Annotated in this window: 25 protein-coding genes and 1 pseudogene; 9 read left to right on the top strand and 17 right to left on the bottom strand. The window is 52.5% G+C overall.

Annotated elements, in window-relative coordinates; all coding sequences use genetic code 11:
* Positions 1–8 precede the first annotated feature (8 nt).
* Together DB847_RS00585 and DB847_RS00590 are read right to left on the bottom strand one after the other, a co-directional pair.
* Entirely contained in the window at positions 9–272 is a 264-nt protein-coding gene (locus tag DB847_RS00585) for a DUF5062 family protein (RefSeq protein ID WP_108648964.1), read from the bottom strand.
* A 15-nt stretch (positions 273–287) separates the two neighbouring features.
* A complete protein-coding gene (locus DB847_RS00590; RefSeq protein ID WP_108648965.1) occupies positions 288–2,219 on the bottom strand; it encodes a RecQ family ATP-dependent DNA helicase in 1,932 nt (643 codons plus the stop codon).
* A gap of 132 nt (positions 2,220–2,351) precedes the next feature.
* On the opposite strand from DB847_RS00590, the gene DB847_RS00595 reads away from it, so the two are divergent.
* Positions 2,352–3,131 (top strand): substrate-binding periplasmic protein, encoded by a 780-nt coding sequence (locus tag DB847_RS00595; protein ID WP_108648966.1) that lies wholly within the window; start codon positions 2,352–2,354, stop codon positions 3,129–3,131.
* On the opposite strand, the gene DB847_RS00600 is transcribed toward DB847_RS00595, so the two are convergent.
* From DB847_RS00600 to DB847_RS00630, 7 genes are all read right to left on the bottom strand, one after another.
* Complete coding sequence (locus tag DB847_RS00600) at positions 3,097–4,059, bottom strand: VirK/YbjX family protein (protein WP_159084302.1); 963 nt, start codon at positions 4,057–4,059, stop codon at positions 3,097–3,099. The genes DB847_RS00595 and DB847_RS00600 overlap by 35 nt on opposite strands.
* A gap of 341 nt (positions 4,060–4,400) precedes the next feature.
* On the bottom strand, positions 4,401–5,795 hold the full coding sequence (gene menE / locus DB847_RS00605; RefSeq protein ID WP_108648968.1) for an o-succinylbenzoate--CoA ligase: 1,395 nt from the start codon (positions 5,793–5,795) through the stop codon (positions 4,401–4,403).
* Complete coding sequence (gene menC / locus DB847_RS00610) at positions 5,780–6,736, bottom strand: o-succinylbenzoate synthase (protein WP_108648969.1); 957 nt, start codon at positions 6,734–6,736, stop codon at positions 5,780–5,782. Before menC ends, menE begins: the two co-directional genes overlap by 16 nt.
* Positions 6,733–7,593 carry a 1,4-dihydroxy-2-naphthoyl-CoA synthase gene (gene menB, locus DB847_RS00615; protein WP_108648970.1) on the bottom strand — a complete coding sequence of 287 codons (861 nt, stop codon included), beginning with the start codon at positions 7,591–7,593 and terminating at the stop codon, positions 6,733–6,735. Before menB ends, menC begins: the two co-directional genes overlap by 4 nt.
* Before the next feature lie 12 nt (positions 7,594–7,605).
* On the bottom strand, positions 7,606–8,382 hold the full coding sequence (gene menH, locus DB847_RS00620) for a 2-succinyl-6-hydroxy-2,4-cyclohexadiene-1-carboxylate synthase (protein ID WP_159084303.1): 777 nt from the start codon (positions 8,380–8,382) through the stop codon (positions 7,606–7,608).
* Positions 8,366–10,087 carry a 2-succinyl-5-enolpyruvyl-6-hydroxy-3-cyclohexene-1-carboxylic-acid synthase gene (gene menD / locus DB847_RS00625; protein WP_108648972.1) on the bottom strand — a complete coding sequence of 574 codons (1,722 nt, stop codon included), beginning with the start codon at positions 10,085–10,087 and terminating at the stop codon, positions 8,366–8,368. Before menD ends, menH begins: the two co-directional genes overlap by 17 nt.
* Entirely contained in the window at positions 10,077–11,387 is a 1,311-nt protein-coding gene (locus DB847_RS00630) for an isochorismate synthase (protein ID WP_108648973.1), read from the bottom strand. The genes menD and DB847_RS00630 overlap by 11 nt, the downstream gene beginning before the upstream one ends.
* Before the next feature lie 179 nt (positions 11,388–11,566).
* On the opposite strand from DB847_RS00630, the gene menA reads away from it, so the two are divergent.
* On the top strand, positions 11,567–12,472 hold the full coding sequence (gene menA, locus DB847_RS00635; RefSeq protein WP_108648974.1) for a 1,4-dihydroxy-2-naphthoate octaprenyltransferase: 906 nt from the start codon (positions 11,567–11,569) through the stop codon (positions 12,470–12,472).
* On the opposite strand, the gene fabR is transcribed toward menA, so the two are convergent.
* On the bottom strand, positions 12,435–13,088 hold the full coding sequence (fabR, locus tag DB847_RS00640) for an HTH-type transcriptional repressor FabR (RefSeq protein ID WP_108648975.1): 654 nt from the start codon (positions 13,086–13,088) through the stop codon (positions 12,435–12,437). The two genes, menA and fabR, sit on opposite strands and share 38 nt — an antisense overlap.
* A gap of 288 nt (positions 13,089–13,376) precedes the next feature.
* Here fabR and codA point away from each other — a divergent pair.
* The 7 genes and pseudogenes from codA to DB847_RS00670 form a co-directional block, all read left to right on the top strand.
* Positions 13,377–14,538: pseudogene (gene codA, locus DB847_RS00645) on the top strand (cytosine deaminase); the annotation flags it as partial.
* A 161-nt stretch (positions 14,539–14,699) separates the two neighbouring features.
* On the top strand, positions 14,700–15,536 hold the full coding sequence (locus tag DB847_RS00650; protein ID WP_108648976.1) for a HAMP domain-containing protein: 837 nt from the start codon (positions 14,700–14,702) through the stop codon (positions 15,534–15,536).
* Positions 15,521–16,225, top strand: a complete 705-nt coding sequence (locus tag DB847_RS00655; protein WP_159084304.1) for a methyl-accepting chemotaxis protein — start codon at positions 15,521–15,523, stop codon at positions 16,223–16,225. Before DB847_RS00650 ends, DB847_RS00655 begins: the two co-directional genes overlap by 16 nt.
* A 10-nt stretch (positions 16,226–16,235) precedes the next feature.
* Positions 16,236–16,967, top strand: coding sequence for a substrate-binding periplasmic protein (locus DB847_RS00660; protein ID WP_108648978.1), 732 nt, complete (start codon positions 16,236–16,238; stop codon positions 16,965–16,967).
* Between the two features lie 253 nt (positions 16,968–17,220).
* Positions 17,221–17,370 carry a hypothetical protein gene (locus DB847_RS24130; RefSeq protein WP_159084305.1) on the top strand — a complete coding sequence of 50 codons (150 nt, stop codon included), beginning with the start codon at positions 17,221–17,223 and terminating at the stop codon, positions 17,368–17,370.
* A gap of 63 nt (positions 17,371–17,433) precedes the next feature.
* Positions 17,434–18,330 carry a DMT family transporter gene (locus tag DB847_RS00665; protein ID WP_108652874.1) on the top strand — a complete coding sequence of 299 codons (897 nt, stop codon included), beginning with the start codon at positions 17,434–17,436 and terminating at the stop codon, positions 18,328–18,330.
* 82 nt (positions 18,331–18,412) lie between these two features.
* Positions 18,413–18,919 carry a GNAT family N-acetyltransferase gene (locus tag DB847_RS00670; protein ID WP_108648979.1) on the top strand — a complete coding sequence of 169 codons (507 nt, stop codon included), beginning with the start codon at positions 18,413–18,415 and terminating at the stop codon, positions 18,917–18,919.
* 628 nt (positions 18,920–19,547) lie between these two features.
* Here DB847_RS00670 and DB847_RS00675 read toward each other — a convergent pair.
* The 7 genes from DB847_RS00675 to DB847_RS00705 form a co-directional block, all read right to left on the bottom strand.
* Entirely contained in the window at positions 19,548–19,868 is a 321-nt protein-coding gene (locus DB847_RS00675; RefSeq protein ID WP_159084306.1) for a hypothetical protein, read from the bottom strand.
* A gap of 150 nt (positions 19,869–20,018) precedes the next feature.
* Positions 20,019–20,639 (bottom strand): transposase, encoded by a 621-nt coding sequence (locus DB847_RS00680; protein ID WP_108648981.1) that lies wholly within the window; start codon positions 20,637–20,639, stop codon positions 20,019–20,021.
* A gap of 107 nt (positions 20,640–20,746) precedes the next feature.
* On the bottom strand, positions 20,747–21,070 hold the full coding sequence (locus DB847_RS00685) for a transposase zinc-binding domain-containing protein (protein ID WP_108648982.1): 324 nt from the start codon (positions 21,068–21,070) through the stop codon (positions 20,747–20,749).
* A 344-nt stretch (positions 21,071–21,414) separates the two neighbouring features.
* On the bottom strand, positions 21,415–21,768 hold the full coding sequence (locus tag DB847_RS00690) for a hypothetical protein (RefSeq protein ID WP_108648983.1): 354 nt from the start codon (positions 21,766–21,768) through the stop codon (positions 21,415–21,417).
* Between the two features lie 114 nt (positions 21,769–21,882).
* The gene (locus DB847_RS00695) at positions 21,883–22,167 is read right to left on the bottom strand and encodes a hypothetical protein (RefSeq protein ID WP_108648984.1); all 285 of its coding nucleotides are present in this window, start codon (positions 22,165–22,167) and stop codon (positions 21,883–21,885) included.
* A 794-nt stretch (positions 22,168–22,961) separates the two neighbouring features.
* Entirely contained in the window at positions 22,962–24,074 is a 1,113-nt protein-coding gene (thiH, locus tag DB847_RS00700) for a 2-iminoacetate synthase ThiH (protein ID WP_108648985.1), read from the bottom strand.
* Entirely contained in the window at positions 24,071–24,844 is a 774-nt protein-coding gene (locus tag DB847_RS00705) for a thiazole synthase (RefSeq protein WP_108648986.1), read from the bottom strand. The genes thiH and DB847_RS00705 overlap by 4 nt, the downstream gene beginning before the upstream one ends.
* Position 24,845 lies beyond the last annotated feature (1 nt).

Here is a 24,845-nt window from a genome sequence, read left to right on the forward strand (position 1 = left end):
TGGGGCGATCACTCTTCGAGCAGAGGGTGGTCCTCCGGTAGCTTGTTGGCGATCCAGATCGCCAGGCGGTGACGCATATTCACCCCATTCTCTTTATCTTCCGCCAGTGGTACCAGCAATTTGTCCTGGACCAGCAGCCGGTAGATACACTCAACCTTGTCTTTATCTGAGGTCCCGACACCAAAGGTGGTGAATCCCCGGGATTTGGCATACATTTCACCAATTTTCAGCGCTTCTTTCAGTAACTTGGCTTCATTCTTGTATTTTTTCATGCCGCACTCCTCTGGCTATGATGACCGGCGTTGTAGCGCGCCCATGACTTCACCATACCGATAATTTTCCAGGATGCCAAAGCCTTCGAGTTTTCGAGCCTTGATTTGAGTCAGCCAGGGAGTTGTCAGGCCGCATAAAAATCGGGTTTTCAGCACCATTGAGGGAGGCTCTGCAAAGTGTTTCTGGCATGCCTGAGCCAGGGGCTCCAGCCACTGTTTTAGCTGCTCCATATCCGGTGCAGGCCGGGATGTGACATTGGGCCAGGGCTGATATTCACCCTGGCAAACGCTGCAGTGACCGCAGGGGCCGGTGAGCTGCTTGTCTCCGAAATAGTGACTGAGCTGCTGACTCAAACAGTGAGGAGACTGGAACAGGGTTAACATCGCTTCAATGCGTTGGATCTCACTGTGCTGTTTATCGTGAAAGTGTTGTTCCAGCTCCTTGGTCAGATTGTTAAGATCAAAATCCGGGTACCGGACCCGGTACACCTCGGTCATCTGCTTGCTTTGAAGCTCAATCCATCCTTTTTGAGCAAAATAATCCAGGGCGCGGATCCCCCGGGCGCGAGCCTTAGGATCTCCCTGTTGCAGCTTTGAAAAATCAACGCTGTACCAGGTTCTGGCTTTCTGGCAACAGGCCAGCAGCTCACGGATAAATTGCTGGCGTTCGGGATCAAAACCACTGATGAGCTCTGCGTCTTCTACATTTAACTTGAAGCGATATTCGGCAAAATAGCTGTATCTTGGCTCTATGATGCCGCGAAGCTCAAGCTGAACCAAAAGGGTTTTGAGGGGAAGCTGGCGGACGTTGCTCAACATGGAGAGGGGGTTGAGCATTAGCTCCCATTCGCTACCGGATGACTTGATCTGCTCAAGGATCCTGGCGATTCCTGATGGTTCTGGGGTATCTCCATAGATGAAATTCTCAAGCACGGCGACTCCATCCCGGTTGGCCAGAACCAGGCAGTTGGAGGGCAGGCCATCGCGTCCGGCACGACCTATCTCCTGGCTGTAGTTCTCCTGGGACTTGGGGAGATCATAGTGGATGACGTTGCGAATATTACTCTTATCAATCCCCATTCCAAAGGCGATGGTAGCGACTATGCAGTCGATCTCTCCGTGCATAAATCGATGCTGGGTTTGCTGGCGCAGAACACTATCCATTCCCGCATGATAGGCAAGGGCGGCGATCCCTTGTGATCTCAATATACCCGCAACCTGCTCGGCGGTGTGCTGCAGAGTGACATACACTATGGTTGGCTGATTTTGCCGCTGTTGGAGGTAGCTTGCCAGGCGTTGATTTTTCTCCTGATCCGGGCAGGGATAGACCTGAAGGTTAAGGTTGGAACGATAAAACCCCGTGATGGTGACATTATCACCAGGGATCTTAAAGCGCTCGCACATATCTTCAATGACCCTGGGAGTCGCGGTGGCCGTCAGGAGAAGGACCTGTGGGATCTTAAGCCACTGCCGATAGTGTGGGAGCTTGAGATAGTCGGGTCTGAAGTTATGGCCCCACTCTGAGATACAGTGCGCCTCATCGACGACCAGCAGTGAGATAGGAATAGTCTGAATAAAATGACGGAAACGCTCATTTTTGAGGCGCTCTACGGAGATCATCAGGATCCTGAGCTCTCCTGTTCGCGCCTGCTGCATCACATCCTGGACCTGGTCGTAACTCTGAGTCGAATCTATGCTGGCGGCAGCGATCCCTTTTTCTTTGAGAAATTTAAGCTGATCCTGCATCAGTGCGAGTAGCGGTGAGATCACCAGAGTAAGTCCAGGGAGCAGCAGAGCGGGTAGCTGGTAGCACAGAGATTTACCCGAGCCGGTGGGAAAGATGGCCGCCGCACTCTCTTCCCTGAGCAGGCTCTGGATAACTTCACCCTGGCCCGGGCGTAGTGAGGAGTAGCCAAAATATTGCTTCAGGGTTTGCTCGATAGACATGAATTACTCTTAAGAGGGATCTGATGTGGAGCAGGATACCGAATCCGGGTTGATGATGGCAAAGCCCTGAAGACAGAGCTGGCTTTTTATCAACTAAACTCAAAACAAAATCTATGATTAGCCGGAGGCATTATGGGTTGTGTTGTGAGCTGGGTTGGCCGGTTGTTATTTGGGACGTTACTGGGTTCCAGCTTCCTGGCATTGTCTCAGGCGCCACAATCGGTGAGGATCTCTGCCGGAGAGTTTCCTCCTTACCTGACCGCAAAGCAGCATAATAACGGGATCGCCGGGCAGATCATCCGTGAAGCATTTGAATCTCAGGGGGTGAAGGTTACTTTCTATTTTATGTTGTGGCAGCGCGCCTTTTTACAGGCGCAACATGGTCAGGCCGATGCCAGTGCCATATGGCTAAAGAAGCCGGAGCGGGAAAAGCTTTTTTACTATTCTCAGCCGATCGTAGAAGAGCAACATGTTTTCTTCTATCGCAAAGATCGCCCCTTTGATTGGCAAAGTATCGAGGATCTTGAGGATTATCACATGGGGGGGCTGTTTGGTTTTAGCTATGGCCCGGATATGGACAAGGCCCTGGCGGATGGAAAGCTTAAGATGGAGCGGGTGGTTCGCGACAAGATGAATTTTAAAAAGCTCCTTCGCAAAAAGATCGATCTCTATCCTCAGGAGCGCCTGGTAGGTTATCAGGTTGTAAGGCGCAGCTTCAAACAGCAGGATACTGAACAGATCACCCATCACCCCAAGCCTTTTTTAACAAAGCCCAGCTATCTGATCTTTCCAAAAAGTAGCGCTGAGAGTCAGAAACTTCTCAGCATTTTTAATCAGGGGATGAAGGAGCTTCACCAGAGTGGACGTATCAAGCAGATTAGCGAAGGCCTGAATAGTTCAGTGACTCCCTGACTCGAGTCGAGAGTGATGCTTTGAGTTCATCGAGCCACAGGTAGCGGCGTCGATACATGGCGCGTTTTTTTGATTTTATCTCATCAAGCTCTTTTCGCTCGCTCTCTTGAAGTCTTAGCAGGTGTTTACAATAGGGGGCCCCTCTAAACTCTACCCACAGTTCGTCATAGTTGGAGTGGATCGCCTTTCCCTGTTTATTTTTATATCGTCGTGCCATATAAACATGACTGCTTTTCCTTACCGCCAGCACCTCATCAATTTCTAGCTGTTTTGCCAGATAAAGAGCCGTCTCGACGACCAGGGATTTTGGGCGAACTCCGAAGCATTGCTTGGTTAAATCTTTAAGCTTCTGCATCGGATGTTCAACGCGTGGCTCTGGGCCCTGGAGTGAGGTCAGGACCATCTGTTTGTTTTCACCCGGGCCGATGAGCGAGAAAGCACAGGAGTAGAGTCTTTGATCCTGCTGATTAAGCAAGGAGATCACCATCTCCCCCTCTTTGCGAAAGGTATGGTGCTGGTGCAAAACCAACCGAGCCTGTTGCTCCCCTTCGGGGAGTTTGCCCAGCTCAATCCCATCTTCGTGATAGATCTTATGAAACAGCCCGGGCTTTACATCACTGAGCCATCGATAATGCTCCATGATATGCTCAACTCGCCGGCTGACACCTGTCCCTGCAAATAGGTAGGGACGAAGGGGTTTATCCAGTAGTTCCAGATTGTTGCGTGTGATCTCCTGCATCACCGGCGTGGAAAGAAATGCCCAGAGTTTTTTTAGGGGGCGTCTGTGAATCCAGGAGCGCAGGATAAATTTAATGCGATGACGGCTGAAGCGGCTTTTGGAATTTGGGTGTAAATAGGCTGCACAGGCCTTTATGTTCAGAGTTTGTTTGCTGCCGAGTTGCTGCCAATTGGTGAAATGCTCACACATGGGATCTCTCCACAAAATAACCATAGTGTTTCGATAAATATTTGGCTTTCCTGGCTGTTAAATTGCTAGGTTCTGTTGATGTTTCCGGTTTTGAAACGCCAACAGAGCCTAAATCCCTGCAGGTTTCTGTATATCTATTTACAGAAGATGCGGGACTATATCGCAGGTGGTTTTGCGATGCGTTTCATTTTTTGCGATTTACTTTCAATAAAAAACAATGAGTGATTTAGCTGGGATAAAACCCAACTTTTTCGAGAGGGACATTTGTTCTAAATTTCATATCTTAATAATGTTGCGTCTATTGAGGTGTGCCAACAGGTTTACTAATTCTGGCGTTATTTTTAGAGTGATTGGGCTGCCAGTTTTTGCAGCTGGGGAAGTGTGACTTTTAGGCCTGCAGTTTCCGGCCAAGGCAGAAACCTCTCCGGTATCAGAAAGCTTGCGAGGCGCTCCCTGAGCCACTGCCTGAGAGTTGCCTCATCGAGCTGTACCTGATGCAGCTGCACAAAACAGATCGGGCGCTGTCCCCACTCGGGGTGTTCGACCGGGATCACCCTGGCATTGATGATCTGCGGGTGTTGTAGCAGCTCGCATTCAATCGCTTCGGGCTGAATATTTTCTCCCCCGGAGATAAATTGGCGATCCATCCGCCCCAGGACCTGCAGCTTACCATCGGTTGTTAGCTCGCCCCTGTCTTTGGTGTGGAACCAGCCGTCCTTATCAACTGAGGGCTTTAGTTGTCCATCCTGGTAGTAGCCAGCAAACAGTGTTTGTCCACGAACCAGGATCTCCTGATTTTCTATCCGGATCTCACGTCCGGGCAGAGGACTGCCTACATCTGCGGTTATCCGGGCGATCTGCCTGGTACAGACCTGCGAGCTCATCTCAGATAACCCATAGCTGACGAAGGGCTGTATGCCTCGTTTGAGGGTCGCCTCCAGGAGTGCCCTGGAGAATGCACCTCCACCCAAAAGCATGCAGCGCAGGGCACTTTGCGCAGGATTAAAATCGCTATCCTGTAATAGTCTGTAGAGCTGAGTCGATACCAGAGACAGGTGGCTAATGGGTTGGCGATACAGCTGCTCAGTCAGAGATAGCCCTTTATCCTCAAGGCAGATTGACGCGCCAGCCAGCAGGCAGCGGATCACTATGGCAAGGCCTCCCACATGAAATAACGGCAGGCTCAGCAGCCAGCGATCGCCGGATCTCAGGGGGATAAGCTTCGCCGAGCCCTGAGCGCTACTCAGGTGGTTACTCAGGCGGTGAACTACGGCCTTCGGCTCTCCCGAGCTTCCCGAAGTGAGGACCATGTTGCTCAGGCTCTCGGGGGCTAGCATGGGTTGTGTCCCTCTATGGGAGGCGGGCGCCTGGAATTCCAGCTTTAGCCTGGGAGTCTCCCGAGAGATCTTGTCCCGAGCCCACAACTTGTGCGGATCAATCTTTCTCAGCAGGCAGCAATGCTGAGAGTCGGTTAGTTTTGGATTTAACGGGCAAAAGATAATTTGCTGGCGCAGGCAAGCCCACAGCAGGGCTATCAGCTCAATACTGTTGGGGGCTATGGTCGCCAGGTGCTGGCCGGCCCTTAGCCCACTTTTGATAAGCTGCTGCTCTATGGATGAAACCAGCTTATCCAGCGCTGCAAAGCTGAGCTCTGTTTGTCCCTCAACCAGAGCTATATCCTCGGGAGTGCTCCTGGCCCACTGCGCAAGTGGGCAGGGGATCAGCTGTTCTGCCATACCAGGTTCAGTTCGCTCTCCTGGAGCAACGGGCGCTTCTCGGTGGAGACAAAGGGAGGGTTGACCAGATCATGAGAAAAGAACTTAAGGGTATCAATGCCATGAACTTCGCCGGGAGCCCATTCGGCGGCCAGGCGACTCAGGCAATTGATGCCGATCGTCGACTCGAAGGATGAGGAGATGATGGTTCGGGCTCCCCGCTCCCTGGCACTCTTGATCAGTTGCTTACACTTGTCGATCGAGCCGATCAGGGTCGGTTTGAGGATCACCGCCTTGAGGTTGTCAAACTCAGGGATCTTCTTATGCTCCGAGAGGTACTCATCCAGTGCCACCGGCAGGGAGGTGTGAGTTGCGATGAAGCGATTTTCCTCCAGGGTGGCGCAGGGTTCCTCAACATAATCGATCCGCTTGTTATCGAGAAGGTTGCAGATACTCCAGGCCTCCTCCTTGGTCCAGCTGCGGTTGGCATCCAGGATCAACTTGGAGTCGGGAGCTAATCGGCAAAGCTCATTGATCAGTGCCACCTCGTGGGCGATGGGGTAACGCCCCACCTTAACCTTGATCTGTTTGGGGTAGGGGCCAAACCATTGACGCCAATGCTTGGCGACCCTGTCAGGGCGCCCCTGAAGCAGATGGCGCGGCGCAAGGAGCTTGGGTGGGGCACTCGGCCAGCTGTATTGAGCACAATCCAGGCCAAACTGGACCGAGGGCTGGGTCGCCTTTGCCTTTAGCCCATCCTGCAGTCTGGAGACAACTTCGATCAGCTCATCCTGTGCATCTTGCAGGGATTCTCGTGAGAAGCCAGGCAGTGGGGCTATCTCTCCCCATTGATTACCCAGCTTGAGTAGCAACCCTTCACGGGTATTGAGTTCGTGCCCCGGCAGTAGCAGGGGCTCGCGAAGGGGAAGCGAATAGTGATAGATTTTCGCGTGTCTGTTCATGGGTTCCGTTTGAACTTGCTGAAATCTGGACTGCGTTTTTCGTTAAACGCGTTACGGCCTTCCTGACCCTCTTCAGTCATATAGAACAGCATGGTGGCATTTCCGGCCAGCTCCTGCAGGCCTGCCTGTCCATCACAGTCTGCATTGAGGGCAGCCTTGAGACACCTTATCGCCATTGGCGACTGTTGTAAAATTTCGCGACACCAGCGGACCGTTTCGCGCTCCAGCTCCTCGTAAGGAACCACGGTATTAACCAGTCCCATCTCCAGGGCCTGGTGGGCATCATATTGACGGCACAGGAACCAGATTTCGCGGGCTTTTTTCTGTCCCACGATGCGTGCCATGTAGGAGGCACCCCAGCCACCATCGAAGGAGCCCACTTTAGGGCCGGTCTGACCGAAGCGCGCGTTACTGGCGGCAATCGTCAGATCGCACATCATGTGCAGCACATGGCCCCCGCCGATCGCAAACCCGGCAACCATGGCAACAACGGGCTTGGGGCAGGTGCGGATCTGGCGCTGAAAATCCAGGACGTTGAGGTGGTGCACTCCTGAGTCGTCCTGGTATCCGCCATAATCTCCGCGGATTTTCTGATCGCCACCGGCACAGAAGGCTTTTTCGCCTTCGCCGCATAGAATAATGCTGCCGATCGACTCATCGTAGCGGGCATCATGCAGAGCATCGATCATCTCTTTGACCGTCTGAGGACGAAAAGCGTTACGCACCTCGGGACGGTTGATGGTGATCTTGGCGATCCCGTCTTCAGATTTTTGATAGCGAATATCTTCAAACTCGCCAGAATGATCCTGCCAGGTGACAGGGGCATAGAGTTGCTCTTCGGTTAGTTGCTCAATCATGATCGTCTCTTGTCATAGTTGCAGCCAGTCACAGAGCACCCGGGAAAAGGTGCGCAGGTGCTGGGAGTGAATATTGTGGCCAGCGTTTTCGATGCTGATATGCTTCAGGTTCTGGCATTGCTGTTTCAGCTCACGGGCGATGGTTTCGAATTTTACATCGAGTTGTCCCGAAATATAACAGCAGGCAAAAGATTGCTGGCTAAGGGCTGCCCCGAGGTCATCCTGTTGGCCTAGTGAGGTGGATTTTAGCATGGCTGCCAGCTGTCTCGGTGAATTAGCAAGGCGGCTTTCAATCATTCTCTGGCGTGCGCTTTGGGTCAGGGAGCCAAACACGGGCTGCTGATACCAGGATTCGAGCACCTCAGACAGAGGTTCATCGGCAAAGCGTGTGGCCCAGTGGCGATCATGCTCGCGTCTTTGTTGTTTTTGTTGGTCGCAGCCAAGGCCCGGGTGGGCATTTTCCAGAATCAGGCTGTGGACCGCCTGCGGGTAGTGACAGGCAAAGCTCAGAGCAATCCGTCCGCCCAATGAGTAGCCGAGCAGATGACAGCGCTCGATTTGATGCCGTCTCAGGGTCTCCAGGATCGCCTGGTTGCACTGCTCGAAGCCATTGGCTTTGAGTGTATCTGCGCCCAGACTCAAGCCATGCCCCGGCAGGTCGATGGCAAGGCAGTGCTGCCCGGTTAACCGGTGACACAGAGGAAGCCAGTCTTGAGCTGAGCCCAAAAAGCCATGCAGCAGTACCAGCGGGGTTCCGTTACCCGGAAACTCTCTAGCGTGAAGCTGCATCATTAATCCATTGTCTGAGAGCTTTTAGCTCATCACATCCGGCGGTTTCAATCTGAAGCTCAATCAGGCTTGCTCCCCTGGTTTTGAGGGCTTGCTGGTAGGTTTGGCTAAAATCATCAAGATTGTCCGGCTGATGATAATCAAGACCGAACATCTGTGCCGCCCCTCTGGCATTAAGCTGGTGTTTTAATTCGAAAAAGCGCTCACGCATCCTGTTTTCATTGGGTACGGGGAGCATCCTGAAGATGCTGCCGCCCCCGTTGTTGATGAGGATGATCACCAGCGGCGCCTGGCTTTCGGCGGTCAGGGCCAGGCTGTTGAGATCATGCAGTAGCGACAGATCGCCTATCAGCACAGTGGTTGGTTGACTCGAGGTCCTGGCAAAGCCACTGGCGGTTGCGATCAGCCCATCAATTCCGGATGCTCCGCGATTGGTCATTAGCCGTGCAGGTCCATCTCCCCCGAGCGGCAGGTTATCCAGCAGGCGGACCGGCATGCTGTTACCGATAAAAAGCTGTCCCTGCAGCAGTGCCGAGAGCTCCCAGACTGCACTGAGCTCACCAAATTCCCGGCGTGAAAAATACTCCCGACACAGCCGGGCGAGCCCAAGCTCGACGCTGGAGAGGTCTGAGGGGGCCCGATTGCCGGATTCGGTTGGATGAGCTTCCAACCACTGAGCGACGGGAGAGCAGAATCGCTCACTAAGCAGGTGATCCGGGTCGAGTCTTTGCTGTTGTGGGTCGATGAGCCAGTAGTGTTGCCAGCTTCTTTGGGTTAGCCAGCGGGCCAGGTTTTTCGACAGTAGCCGGGCGCCAAATTGAATCACAACCTGGGCCCTGCTGAGCTGCTCCTGCAACTCGGGGGACTGCCAATTGAGATCAAAGCTATTGAGTGTGCCTTCCTCCCAGGCCAGCTGGGACTGGAGATCGCATAATAGAGGCCAGCCGAGCTCCCGGGCCCACTCTTGGAGTTGTTTTGCCTGCCGGGGAGAGTCGATCTGACCGGCGATCAGCAGTCCCGGGTCGCTTCGAAGCTGTGACCACTGCTGGTGAGTCTGCACCTGTATTTCAGCCTGGTGATAGCGGGTGTAAGGCGTCTCACTTTCAAGCCAGCGGCTCAAAGGCTCAAGCAGGGGGTTTGCGTTGAGAGGTTGCTCTGCTGGATAGAGGGGCTCAGGATACATGCAGTTGATATGGACTGGCCCGGCAGGGCCTGATATGAGAGAGCTCAGAGCATCATCTATGCTGGTGAGCAGGAAACTCAGTGGGATCCGGGAGCTTGGTGCCGGGAGATTGATGCTGGTTACCGGGTAGTTGGCGAAGATCCCGGGTTGGGGGATCGCCTGGTTGGCACCGCAATCAATAAGCTCGGGTGGCCGGTCGGCACTGAGGATGATCAGAGGTATCGCACACTGGCGAGCCTCGACGACCGCCGGGTAGAGATTAGCAACGGCGCTTCCCGATGTGGTGATGATAACCACGGGGCGCTCAGTCCCCTTGGCAATCCCCAACCCAAGAAATCCGAGACCGCGCTCATCAAAGTGAGTATGGGTGATAAAGCCCTGGTGAGCCGCGGCGGCCATCACCAGGGGGGCGCTGCGTGAGCCGGGTGCGATACAGAGATCACGGACTCCCCAGCGATATAACTCTTCAAGTAGCGCACTGGCCCACAGGTGATTGAGATTGGCGAAGGTCTTATGAATCATGTTCCGGCTCCAGCATCAGCAAAAGGTTAGCAATCTTGTGGTTTAACTCCTGCCACTCCTGATCCGGGTCCGAGCCTTCAACGATTCCGGCTCCGGCGTAGAGATTTAACTCTGAACCGCTCAGGGTGGCACAGCGGATGTTGACCGCAAACTCGGCGACTTCACCATCACTGAAGCCGCAAACGCCCGCATACCAGCCGCGCCGGTATGGCTCATGCCTTCGGATAAACTCCCGGGCCTGCCTGCGGGGTGTGCCACTCACCGCGGGAGTAGGATGAAGTTTGGCGAGTAGCTTTGCATCATCGGCCTCGGGTTTGAGGCTGGCCTGAATCGGTCGGCGCAGATGTTGAATAAGGCGAAGGGGTAGGATCTCTACCGGTGCTATCTTGATCGAATCGGCAATAGCGGCGAGCTGCTGCTCTATGTCATCGGCGACATATTGGTTTTCCCGAATGTTTTTAGGATCATCGAGCAATTGCTGGGCGAGCATTTGATCTTTTTGTGGGGAGCCGCTTCGCCCGATGGAGCCCGCCAGCGCCTCGGTCTTGAGTTTGTCTCCGTGACGCAGATAAAGGCGTTCGGGCGAGCAGCTGAGCAACATCTTGTCCGGGGTAAACTCAAAGGCGTAGTGGAAACTGTGCTCACTGTGGCGGCACAACTTATCAAACAGATCCCAGCCATTAATGGGCTGCTCAAGTTTTAATTGGCTCTTTCTGGAGAGGACGACCTTATTCAGATCTGATTTCAGAAATGTTTGGATCTGATGGCGCCACTGTTGTTGGTCGGGGGTATCCAGGCGGGTATAGCGGCTGGATACCGGTGCCAGGGGAAGCTCCTTGACCAGGGATTGCAGAATGCTCTCAATTATCTGTAGCTGAGATTTTCGATTGTCCCCGGTCAGCAGGCAGTTCACCGACAGCCGGTAATGGTTTCCCTGACGGCAGATCTCAAGGGCTGGCAGGATAAAGCGGCAGCTGCCAGCCTCTTGCCAGCTATCATCATCGGGATCAAAGGCATGACCACCTATGTAGCGGGGTCTGATGTTCTGATCCCTGAAGGCTCTGAGTCGGGAAATCAGCTGCTGTGGGCTGTTAAGCTCATCGATGGCACCCAAGGTTGCATATTCAGCCTGCTGGATACTTTCGCGGCTCTGCCAGTAGGTTTTTGGGTAAACGGATTGTGCCTTGAGCCAGCCAGGCAGGTTGAGCCCCTCTATTTCACTATCAAGCCGGAAATAACCGGTTTCGTTGCTTTGAAGCAGTGCATCCAGGCGCAGCTTGAGTTGTGTTATTGGCAGCATGCGGGGTGAAATTCCATATTGATGAGATCGTCTGTGCCTCCAGCTGACTCCGGAAGACAAATAGCCTATAAAAAATAGGCTTATATAGTATCTTGCTTATCGGCCAAGTAAACCATTGCTGGGCAAAGGTTGATTTTTTAAACTAGTCAAAACTCAAGTCATAGTGAAAATATCGAATAATGGACTCAAAAATATCTGTTTGGCTGTTGGCCCTGCGGCCTCAGACCCTGCTGGTATCCCTCTCCTCGATCTTGGTGGGAGGTTCGCTGGCGGTCATTAGCCAGCAGTTTGAATGGGCTGTTTTTGTACTTGCCATGGTGACGGCCATGCTTTTGCAGATCCTATCTAATTTTGCCAATGATTACGGGGACGCGGTCTCAGGTGCAGACAATGAGAAGCGCCAGGGACCCACCCGGGTTGTTTCCTCTGGTTTGCTGAATAACCGGCAGATGCTAAGAGGTATTGTGCTGACCATCATACTGGTGATTGCCAGTGGGCTGTGGCTGCTATATACCGCGTTTGCCGGGCATCTTCAGGACTTCCTGTGGTTTATGCTGTTTGGTGGATTGGCGGTGATCGCCTCGATTACCTATACCATGGGCAAATCTCCCTACGGCTATCTTGGGTTGGGGGATCTGTCGGTCTTTATCTTTTTTGGGCTGCTGGGGGTGCTGGGTTCTCAGTATCTCTTTACCTATGCCCTTCCCGCAGATTTCTGGCTGCCGGCGATTAGTTGTGGCTGTCTGGCGACCGCAGTGCTCAACATCAACAATATCCGGGATATCCGAACCGACGCAGAGAGCGGAAAGGTGACTCTGGCGGTGCGCCTCGGACGAGAAAATGCCTGCAGGTATCACTATGGCCTGATCGTGCTGGCTGCAGTTTGCTCAGGTTTTTTCCTGTTCAAACACCAGCCCAGTCTGTCCGCCCTGCTGCTGCTGATCCCTGTGATCATGCTGCTGCGGGCGGCGCGGGTGGTTCAGTACTGCCATGATGGGATGAGCTTAAACCGGCAACTCAAACGGACCGCGCAGGCGGGTTTTCTGTTTAATCTGCTGTTTGTGATCGCCCTGCTGGTGGGCTAGCTCTCTTTTGGGGGTGGTTGCCTGTGGTAGCTTCTGCCCCCAGGGCGATCATTCTCAGTTGCAGTATCGTGTGTCCCTGAAGCTCGTGACATTGATCTTTGGTCAAATCCAGAGCTTCTCCTCCGGCATTGAAGACTATGGTGGCCATCGCATCGGCCTGGGCTTCGGCATACTGGCGGCGTAGTCCCTGGTTGGTTTGGATAAAATCGGCCAGCTCAGTGGTGAAGTGGCGGATCTCCCGGGAGACCGCCTGGCGAAATGCCTGAGAGGTGCCAGAGCGCTCCCGCAGTAGCAGGCGAAAGATGTTGGGGTTAGTGTCGACGAACTCCATGAAGGTCTGTACCGAGGTGTTGATCACACTACCGCCATTCTCGATACGTTGGCGGGCCTGGCGCATTAGCTGGCGCAGGGTTAATCCCGCCTCATCAACCATGGTCAGCCCCAGCTCCTCCATGTCCTGGAAGTGGCGATAAAATGAGGAGGGAGTGATCCCTGCTTCTCTGGCGACTTCACGCAGACTAAGGCTGGAAAATGAACGTTCAGCGCTGAGTTGGCCAAATGCGGCATCGATAAGGGCTCGCCTTGTTTTCAGCTTTTGCTGGGCTCGGATCCCCACTGTAGTGCTCCTGATATCCCTGATGTTCGCATCATACCTAGATTTTATCGCAAATACTCCCTGTCACTTGATAGAGATCCCAGTACCGGCTATCCCGGATGCTCCCGGATTGAGCTCGTTGTTTAAAAAGGAGATGATGATTACTCATAAGCCTGAGGGAGAGGGGCAATGCTGATCCAAAATGTACGACTGGCCGACAGAGAGGGATTATGGGCCGTCAGAATCGAGCAGGGAGTGTTTACTGAGATCCTAGAGGATCAAAAGGTTAGCCCCAAAGGTGGGTCCGGGGATCTGGATGGTGAAGGGGGCTTCTGATCCCGCCGTTTGTAGAACCTCACATTCATTTAGATACGGTTCTGACCGCAGGGGAGCCTCGCTGGAATCTCTCCGGAACCCTGTTTGAAGGGATAGAGTGCTGGGCAGAACGCAAACAGGCCCTGACTCATCAGGATGTCATCGAGCGGGCAACCCGGGTGTTGCAGTGGCAGATTGCCAATGGCATCCAGTTTGTGCGGACCCATGTGGATGTCTCCGATCCAAAGCTGACCGCTTTGCGAGCCATGCTGGAGGTGAGAGAGCAGCTCGCTCCCTGGGTTGAGCTACAGATCGTGGCTTTTCCTCAGGAGGGGATCTTCTCCTATCCCGATGGCGAGCGTCTGCTGGAGCAGGCTCTTCAATTGGGGGCTGATGTGGTTGGCGCGATTCCACATTTCGAGTTTACCCGGGAGTATGGGGTTCGCTCGCTGCATAGTATGTTTGCGCTGGCTCAGAAATATGATCGACTGGTGGATGTTCATTGCGACGAGATTGATGATGAGCAGTCTCGGTTTTTGGAGACTCTGGCGACGCTTGCCTATGAGCTTGGGTGGGGAGAGCGAACCACCGCCAGTCATACAACGGCGATGCACTCCTATAATGGCGCTTACACCTCCAAGTTATTCAGGCTTCTAAAGCTCTCCGGGGTAAGTTTTGTCGCCAATCCATTGGTGAATACCCATCTGCAGGGACGGTTTGATGATTACCCCAAACGGCGGGGGTAACCCGGGTCAAGGAGATGCTGGACGCGGGGATCAATGTCTGCTTTGGCCATGATGATGTGCTTGACCCCTGGTACCCCCTGGGAAGTGGCAATATGCTCCAGGTGTTACAGATGGGGGTTCATGTCTGCCAGTTGATGGGACATCAACAGCTTAAAAATGGCTGGAAGCTTATCAGTGAAAACAGTGCCAGGGCTCTTTGCATCGGGGAGCGCCACGGGATTGATGTGGGCAAACCGGCGCACTGCCTGATCCTGGATGCGAGCGATGGCTTCGATGCGTTGCGCCGTCAGGCCGTGGTGCGCTACTCCATTCGAAATGGTGAAATTATTGCCAGGACCGAGCCGAGTCGCTCTGAGATCATCTGGAATGGGCAGCCTAAAACAGTCTCTTTTCACCATTCTCGGGGCTAATTCAAGCCTTAACCTGAGCAGTTCCAATATCTTACCCCCCAAACTCAGGGTGCAGTTTTACTGCATCTTCTGAGCTTTGTTCTAGACTTCACAGTAAGGAGATGGGCCAGTCCTATCAGTGCCCTTCGGTGTTCACTTAGCAGGGAAGACTAGCCGTGTTTATGAAAAGCATCCGAGTTCGCATGATGATACAGGTTGTCGTGGCGATGACCGTGCTCCTGATAGCCTTTGGCTATTATGACTACACCTCAACTAAGGATCAGCTGGTCAAGGATCTGAACCAGCAGATTGCCGCTGTGGAGGAGCGACTGAAAATCAGCCTGCCTGGTCCAATCTGGGACTATGCTCCCGAATTTATCATAAAAAATATTCAATCCGAGATGAGTACCCCTGCCGTGGCAGGTATCAAGGTCGTGAGTAACGATAAAGAGATCCTTGGGTTGGTGGCTCGTCGGGGAAATGAGCTGATCCTCAATAAGGATGAGCCCTCCAGCTCCTCATTTACCAAACAGGTGGATGTGAAGCTTTTCTACGATGATGACGGTGAGCAGCAGCAGGTGGGGCAGGTCTTTATCTTTGAGAATGAAAATGTGATTAAGCCCGCCCTGCAACGGACTATGGCACAGGCGATTATCCAGGGGATTGTCATGGATATCATAGTGGCTCTGGCTATTTTCTTTATTCTCTCGGGTAATGTGATGAGGCCCCTCAGTCAGGTCACGGCTGCAATCAATGATATTGCCCAGGGTGAAGGGGATCTGACCAAACGCTTAGATGATAGCAAGGGCGATGAGATCAGCCAGCTTGCTGCCGGGTTCAACCAGTTTGTGGAGCAGCTGCAGGATATGGTGCGCAATATTTCAGAACGCTCCAACCTGCTCCAGGAGAGCTCTCAGCAGACCAGCCAGATTGTTGATAACACCAACCAGGGGTGGCCGAGCAACAGGTTAAGATCGATATGGTGGCGACAGCGACCTCTGAGATGTCTCAATCGATAGCCAGTGTGGCTGACAATGCAGGCCTTGCGTCTCAGGCAGCCCAGGATGCCACAGATAAAGCGACCAATGGTGGTGAGTTGGTTAATCACAGTATCGCAGCGATTGAATCTCTGGCGAATGAGATTGGGCTGGTGACTCAGGCCACCGAGCAGCTCAATGTTGAGAGTAACAATATCGGCACCGTGCTGGATGTGATCAAGAATATTTCGGATCAGACTAACTTGCTGGCACTCAATGCGGCGATCGAGGCGGCTCGTGCCGGCGAGGCAGGGCGCGGATTTGCGGTGGTTGCAGAAGAGGTGCGGAATCTTGCTCTGAAAACAACCCAGTCGACCGAAGAGATTAATAACAGTATCAGTACCCTGCGTTCAGCCACCGATCTGGTGCGCAGCGGGATCCAGAAGCTTGAGGATCACGCGAGTCAGGGTTCCCAGAAGGTTGGATTGGCTGGTGGGGCTCTGGAAGAGATCCTCGCAGGAATCGATCAGATCAACCAGATGAATGCGCATATTGCTGAAGCTTCCGGTGAGCAAAGCCAGGTGATCGGCGAGATTAATGAAAATATTGTGAATATCTCGACAGTGGCTGAGCAGACGGTAAGGAATGCTGAAGAGACATTGCAGAAGAGCTCTGGGGTTGAGGAGCTTTCTGTTGAGCTGCAGCAGATGATGTCGAAATTCCGTTATTAGGAGGCTGGTCATGAAGTATTTAACTCTGCTGTGCTGCTTTTTGATGATGGTATCAGCTCAGCTATCGGCCAAGGCTGTGACCCTGACCGCTGATGAGTGGCCCCCATTTTCAGGCAAAAAGTTGCAGAATATGGGGTTGGCTAATGAGATCGTGGTAACGGCTCTGAAGAAGGGGGGCATGGAGAGCAAGGTAAAAATTCTACCTTGGACCCGGGCGATGGAGAGTGTCAAACAGGGCAAGATGGATGCGATCTCAACCGTGTGGTACACAGATGAGCGCGCTAAGACCTTCATCTACAGTGACCCTTATCTCTCTAACCGGGTTGTGTTTGTCAAAAAGGCCGGAAATCCATTTGAGTATGATGGTGTGGATAGTCTGAGCGGTAAGAACGTTGGAATCATCCGGGACTATGGCTATGGGGATGCTTTCTATGCCGCGTCAAACTTTAAGCGTACACCATCCAATAGCCTTGAGAGTAACCTGAAGAAGGTTGCGGCTGGCCGGGTGGATCTGACCCTGGATGATGAGATAGTGGTGAAATATACCATCAGCACCGAGCTTCCGGATCTCAAGTCAAAGCTGGGATTTACCAAAAATAGTTATAGTGAGCAGCCACTCCATATCGTAGTGACTAAGTCGAATCCCAATGGACAAGCGATCATTGATGCCTTCAATAAGGGGCTGAAAATGATGAAAGAGGATGGCAGCTTTGATGCGATCATGAAGACTCACGGTCAGTAATAGAGTCTTAAGCGAACCGATGCGATTTGCCGTACCCCTGGATGGGGTGCGGCTTTTTTATGAAAGGAGGTTGCATCGATAGCAAAAGATTGGTAGAAATTTAGACTGTTGTTAGCAAACCTTCCTGGCTTTACTGCCAATTCGAGCTTTATCTCGACATTTCAGTCACAACTCCCTGATCTGGTTTCGCGTTTGTATGCCCGGTTGTCTTTGCTGCAAAAAAACAGGACAAGTTATTTACAAGGAGAATCAGATGTTACACGTGAAAGAGAAGATGCTTTTTGAGCAGTTACGCCAACTGGTGATGCAGGGTGAGGTGATCAAGGCTTATGAGCTGGCGCAGCGTAAAGGCCTGAATATCGATCTCGACGAACTGGTGGTGATGCCGCACCTCAATCGGTAAGTTAACAATTCGGATATTTACCTGGCAGACAGATTAATAGGAGTACAGATGCAGCAGGCGCAGCTGAAGTCGTCGCTTATCTTGTTATTGGCAGCTCTGATCTGGGGACTTGCTTACGTAGCCCAGCGAGCAGGGATGGACTATATCGGTCCCTATACATTCAATGCATTGCGATTTTTATTGGGGACCCTTTCACTGCTTCCTGTCCTGTGGCTGAGCCGAAACTGGCGCTCAGAGCAGATCCGGGGCAATGGTATGCTGCTCTTGAGTGGTGGTCTTCTGATGGGCTTTTTGATGTTTCTGGCCTGCTCACTGCAGCAGGTCGGCCTGGTCACCACCAGTGCCGGAAAAACCGGCTTTATCACCGGGATCTATATCGTGATGGTGCCTTTGTTTGGTTTGCTACTGCGGCATAAGACCGGCTGGAATACCTGGCTGGGGATCCTGCTGGCCGTTGTTGGTCTCTACCTGCTATCTGTGACTGAGAGTTTTACCATTCATACCGGCGACCTGCTGATCCTGGGTTGCGCGGTGATCTGGGCGATTCACCTGCTGACGATCGATCATTTTTCAACAAAGGTGCCAGTGATTAAATTGGCGTTTTTACAATTTGCCTTCTGCACCCTGCTGAGTTCAGTTGTGGCGCTATTCGCCGAGCCCTGGCAACCCCATGCGGTCGCTGCTGCCTGGATACCGCTGCTCTATGCCGGAGTGATGTCGGTTGGGGTGGGCTTTACCCTACAGATCTTCGGTCAGCAAGGGGCTCACCCGGCTCATGCGGCGATCATCCTGAGCCTGGAGGCGTTGTTTGCTGCCATCGGTGGCTGGGTGCTGCTGAGTGAAACCATGAGCACGCGTAGCATGCTAGGGTGTGGCCTGATGTTGCTTGGGATGCTGGCCTCTCAGTTGCCACTGGCTGGCAAAAAGGAGCGGGCGCAACAGGCAGTGCAAGCGACATAGTGACCCTTAGGGGAAAGTTAAGAGTGCTGGTCATCATGGGGAACGGTGGTGTTCTGTGGCATGGATTAGAGGGAGATAACTTATGTGTATCGAGATTAAAACTGCCAGGCTGAGTTTAAGATTGCTGAGTGAGCAGGATCTTGATGACATAGCATCCCTCGGGGCAGATCCCGAGGTCCGGGCATTTTTCCCTGCTGGCACTGTGACCCGTGAACAAACCAGCGTCCGGCTCACTGAGCTGATGGATATCTATGCGAGATATAAGATTCCGGGCTTTGTGATGCATTGTCGCCATAGCGGTGATTTGATCGGGCGTTGTGGATTTGGTTTGACCGAGAAGCAAGAGGTCGAGGTCGGTTATCTTCTACACAAGTCCTACTGGGGGCAGGGATATGCGAGTGAGGCAACAAGCGCGTTGCTTCAATGGGCGAAACAGCACCTGGATACGCCCGAGATTATAGGGTTTGCTCCGGTCGACCACCTTGCTTCACAACGGGTACTGCAAAAATGCGGCATGAGCTACTACAAAAATGACATTGCCCATGGAGTTGAGTGCCGATTCTTTCGAATCAGCAATGCCTGCAGCTAATTTGAGTCTTTAACCTGTTGTCAGCGGCTTTGTGGCTGTGGCACAGATGTCCGGCCGCGGACTTCGGGTCAGGGGGACTGCTCACCCAGTACCCCTAACAACCCCGAGGGTGCCCCTCGATTCTCTAAAGTCTCAAAATCATGGTGAGATTGAAGTTCTGCACAGACATGCCATCCCTGGCATGGCTGTGCACTCGCAGCATCCATGCTGCTCAACTTCAAATCACCTTATGATTTTTTGGTGCGAATCAAAGGGGATGTTGTCCCCGTGAGTGAGTGCAGAGGCGAGTCGTAGCAAACTCCTGTTTTTTCGAGGCAGGGTGTAATTGTTCTCGGAGCAATGAAACGCGAGGTATGGATACCGAGCTGGGAGGATTATCAGGGATGGTAATCGCCGAGCCACGCAGGTCGATGGAGGACCTATCGTGCGGAGCGAGCTTTTGATTACTTTTGGCGATACAAAAGTAATGTACTGCCGGCACCCCGGCAATCATGCAGCGAAGCTGCAAATTAGCTGTGCGCAGCATAACAAATTCCAGACCTGAGGCATGACTTAGCAATTGCAGAGAATATTCTCGATAGCGCTACAATTGTCGTGCAATGCTCTGTAGGTATTTAAAGCCTACTGTCTAGTCAAAATAACTCAGAGCCTCTGCTGAGGTTTTTGCTGCAACCCGAACCTTAAACTGGTCATAGCCAGGGATTCTTTCTCGTGGGGAAAGCAGGCCGCCTTTTACAAACACAGCTTGCAACTCACCCTGCTTAGACTCCCAAACATCGAAGAATGATCTGTCTGACTCTTTCGCTGTCATGCTACCTCCTGCATTATTTTTTATTTTATCGCGCAGTACCTGACTGAGACCTTTCTGATCTTCCTGTATTTTATAGTAGCAGGCAAAGGCGCGGTTTTTGTTGAGGGAGGTATCGGTAAGGCGTCCATGTATAGGCATCTCAAAGCCATCGGAGAGGGCTTTGCCAGGGATAAGTAAGGGGAGGGCGTGGTAAGAATTTAGCTGCAAGTTGATGTGGCTGCTTATAAAACTAACGAAGCGTATAAGATTCTCTCAGAAACTCCTGTTGCAGGCGGATTTTTCCTGCGATTAGGCAACAACCTGTCGCTCCAGAGCAAAGGCCTCCCAGTTATCCATCAGTTTCTTCACCGTAAACCCGGGATAGAGCGCCTTAAAGCGGAGCCGGGTCCCACAGCAACTGCAATGGTAGGGCTCAGATCCGAGGTAGGCTTTGGCCAGGGAGGCATGGGTAACATGGAAGGGGATCTGAGGATGGTCATCTAGAGTGCTGTAGACTAGGGGGTGCTTCTGGCCTCTGATACGGTTACTCAAAAACCCATAGTACCTGATGGTGCGGAAGTGGCGCTCATAGATATGGCGTAGCATCTGACACACCATCTCATAGGGTGTGACTACCTCCCGGACCCGCTGACCACTTCGATGATCCAGGTAGTTGAAGATGTGATTGCCATCACCGTTGTAGTGACGCAGTCGAGAAGCAGCGACGGGCGGCCGCCGCACATAACGGCCCAGGTAACCCGCCGTACGGCGGCTGCCTTTAGTTTTATGGGCGATATAGGTATGCCAGTAGGTGGATGGAGGAAGTTGCCGATTCAGATAACGCTCCAGTTGCTCATCACTGCCAAACAGCCCTTTCAGAGAGTCTGGGATGATTAACTTCTGACGATATTTGAGCAGCAGCTTTGCGATCGCCTTTTTCCAGGGCTCATTAGCTCAGACGTCTTAAAGGTCACTTTGACCCATTTGCCGTGGGCATTGAGCCTACCTGCGGTGACCGAGGCATGAATATGAGCATGTCAGTTGAGGCTGCGGTCGAAGGTGTGGATGGCGGTGAAGATCCCAACCGTCAGGCCTCTTTTCTTCGCCAGACTCAGTAACACCTCCGCGGCGCAGCGACTGAGGCAGTTGAGCAGCCAGCGATTCTCATTGGGGAGGAACAGCTGACAGATCTCAGCTGGGAGGGTAAACATCGCATGTTGATAATCACAGTCGGGGAGGATCGCATACTGGGTTTCCATCCACTGATTGGTGCGTTTGACGCCGCAGCGCGGGCAGAACTTCCCATTGCAGGAGAAGCCGATAATTCGGTCATTGACCGCACAACCGTTAGGATAGGCCATCGCCTTACTGCCCAGTACGCAGGTGCCACAGACCAGAGTTTAGTGACGTTTTCGACTTCGGTGACACGCAAGTTATCGCCCTGAGCCTCACAGTAGCGGGCAAAGGCGCGGTCTTTTTTGAGGAGTCGGTTGAGTGGTCGGTGGTTGTCGGATTCGAAGGTGGAGCGTCGGGTCATCCGGGGATTATAGACAGAAAGGGTGCCTTCCGGCACCCATGCGGTCTCTAAAACCTATGTGGGGTGGTTACCTGGCGAGCGCTTGTTATAGATGGATTCCAGCTACCTTTCAAAAAAGTAAAACAACTTATCAACCTCTCTACAGTCTAATTATAGAGAGGTTGATTTTTACTCAGGGACAATTGTTATACAGTTTTTGTCTGTTAATTTTATACCCAGTACACTTGATGCAGCCTGGTTTTCCTGATGACAGCCAGCCAAGCGAAAACCCTGCTTTATCAAGTTGACTGTATAGTATTTGTTATATAGAAATGCCCAAACGATCATTAAGATAAATGATAAAACACCAGCAGTAAAAATGGCTGTTATTACCAGTATGGCGAATACACCAATGAATGTTTTAAAGTCACTTCGAAACAAGCTAGGAAATGCTCCAAAAAAAAGCGTAGTCCAAGAAAAACCATAAAAACCGTTTAGGACTTGACCTGTGCTATCATTTTCCATTCGAATAATTTTTGCCATCAGATACCTCACATAAAAATCACAAACTCTCGCTCCCCATGCGGAAAAGAACACTTCCAGCGCAAGACGAATATCTTTTAACTGGCTTCGCAGCAGAGGAACTAGATGTTAATGTTAAGCTCGTTGAGTGTTTAGCACAGTAAAATTCATGCGCTCAAAAAAGTTCAGGGCTTCACTTTTGGTCATAAATAGATGAGAAACAGTGAAATCATCGCTCAAATAAAGCCTATTCATATCCTGGCTCATCGTTTTCTGCGTCCCCCGGTCAAGACATTTAATCCCGTGTGCCCTAGCGGAATCTACAGTCAAACCATTATCCAGGTAGTCTTTTGCTGAAGACCCGAAGCAAAGTTTTTCTTTTTCACTAAACATTACAGCAGTTTTAATCGTGTTGCTCATTTTATATCCATGTCATATTCAGGGATATTTATACCTTATTTTACCACTTGGAACTTTTGAAAAACGCAGAGTCTTTAACATCTGGTAAATAGACTTAACTCATCAAGTCAGCTATATCCACGAGTCACCTATTTTCTAGACATTTTCCTGGACTTCCAACACCAACTCTGGTTCCGGATCTCATCCCGATCTTTCATCAATCTGGAGCCAAATAACTCTTCTAACTCATCAGGAGTATGGGCAGTCAGTCCACAGTGAGAGCAGGTGTGAGGAACTTCGATATTTTTAAGCATACGAGTCTCTTTTTAGCTGTATAAAATGGGATTGGTGTGACACTAAAACTGCCACCATCGTTTCTGCATCTTTGGCTCAGGTTGTTCAAAGAAAGGTTCGTTGATCTCACGGATCACTTCCGTGCTCGTTCCGCTTCAAAAGATTGAAGCTTCACCCATACTGCTCGGTCTTTTTCACTACGAGTCGTCTCGGGGTAAACTAACAGGGGATAAAAAAACCTCTCGATTGAGCTTTAGGCGTCGTTGCCATCTCTGATAACTATTCAGAAATCGAAGAGAGGAGTTTTAACCCCCCGTGAGCGAGCGCCGAGGGAACCGTTAAGGGTTAAGGTTGAGCGATAGGGATATCGCGAGAGCTTAGTCATCAAATGGACGTGATGTCTAAGTGGTGCCTTAATCCTTAGGTGAGTCGAGGGTTCAGCGAGATCCGGGGCGCGAGGGGATTGCAAAGGGGAAAGGCGTTTGCCCCTTTGCTCGCTGCAGGGCGATCCCGATAATCCCTTATCCCGAATAACTCCGCTCCCAATCTTTCCACACCACCTCGAATCCCTGAGCCTGGATCATCGCCTGTACCTCGGACGGGCTTCGGTTGTCATCGATGCTGAACTGCTCCAGAGCTTCGGTTGCTGTGGCATAGCCTCCGGGGCTGGTGCTGGAGCCTGCGCTCATGCTGGTGATCCCTAAGGGGATCAACTTGTCTCGCAACCAGGCGGGCTCCCGGGTAGACAGTGAGAGCTCGACCTGGGGAGACAGCAGTCGGTAGGCAGAGATCAACTGCACCAGTTCCCGATCCCGCATCAAACCCTGTTGCCGGGTATTACCGGCGCAGGGGCGCAACCGAGGGAAAGAGATGGAGTAACGGCTCTGCCAGTAATTCTGCTCCAGATAACGCAGGTGATGGGCGACAAACAGGCTATCGGTGCGCCAGTCATCAAGACCGATCAGCGCCCCTAAGCCTATCTTATCGACCCCGGCCCGGGCCAGGCGATCCGGGGTTTGCAGGCGCCAGTGAAAATCCTGCTTCTTGCCGCGCAGGTGGTGACTGGCGTAGGTGGGTTGATGGTAGGTTTCCTGGTAGACCATTACTGCATCCAGCCCCAGCGATACCAGCTCCCGGTACTCCTCCTGTGCCAGGGGTTGTACCTCCATCATCAGGTAGTTGAAATGGCGTTTGATGATGGGGAGCACCGAGTGAAAATAGTTCATCCCCACCTTAGCCTCATGTTCGCCGGTGACCAGCAGCACGGAATCGAACCCCATCTGTTTGATCGCCAGGCACTCACGCTCGATCTCCTCTGGCGTCAGGGTTCGCCGTTTCAGCCGATTGCTCATCGAGAAGCCACAATAACTGCAGTCATTGGCACACAGGTTCGATAGATAGAGAGGCAGATAAAACTGAATCGTTTTGCCAAAGCGCTGACGAGTCAGGCTTGCCGCCCGCTCAGCCATCTGGGGAAGGTAGGAGTCAGCCGCAGGTGAAAGCAGGGCTGCGAAGTTTTCCAGGGTCAGTTTGTTGCTGCCAAGGGCTCGCTCGACATCCCGGGAGCTTGCCTCATAGATCCCCTGTTGCAGCTGCTGCCACTCAAGTTGCTGCCAGTAGTCACTAAAACTCATTGCAGGCTCTCCAGAAACTCGGTCAGAGGGCTGGAAGCGCTTGCCTGAGTGATGGGAGTGGCCAGTCCGGAGCGATAGGCGATCCGTCCGGCTTCGACGGCCAGTTTAAAGGCTCTTCCCATGGCGATGGGATCCCGGGCGCTGGCGATGGCGGTGTTGACCAGTACCGCATCGGCGCCAAGCTCCATCGCTTCTGCGGCGTGACTGGGGGAGCCAATTCCCGCATCGACCACCACGGGGACCCGGGACTGCTCTATGATAATCTCCAGCAGGGCCCGGGTCTGAAGTCCCTGGTTGGAGCCTATGGGGGCGCCCAGGGGCATGACGGCGGCGCAGCCGATCTCCTCAAGGTGCTTACATAACACGGGATCGGCGCCGCAATAGGGGAGAACCACAAACCCTTTATTGCACAGGATCTCCGCGGCCTTGAGAGTTTCTATCGGATCGGGAAGCAGATAGCGGGGATCGGGATGGATCTCAAGCTTGATCCAATGGGTGCTCAGGGCTTCCCGGGCAAGCTCGGCAGCAAATATGGCTTCCTTGCTGCTTTTGGCCCCTGAGGTATTGGGCAGCAGGTTGACCTCAAGTTTTTGCAATGGCTCGATGATCCCATCATCCCCATGGGCCAGATCCACTCGCTTAAGGGCCATGGTGGTGAGCTCACTGCCGCTGGCGGCAATGGCCTCGCACATCTGCTGCGAGGATCCAAACTTACCGGTTCCGGTGAAAAGGCGGGACTTAAAGCTTTTATCGGCGATCTGTAGTGGCATG

Origin of the sequence: Dongshaea marina, from assembly GCF_003072645.1 — a bacterium.
Lineage (GTDB): Bacteria > Pseudomonadota > Gammaproteobacteria > Enterobacterales > Aeromonadaceae > Dongshaea > Dongshaea marina.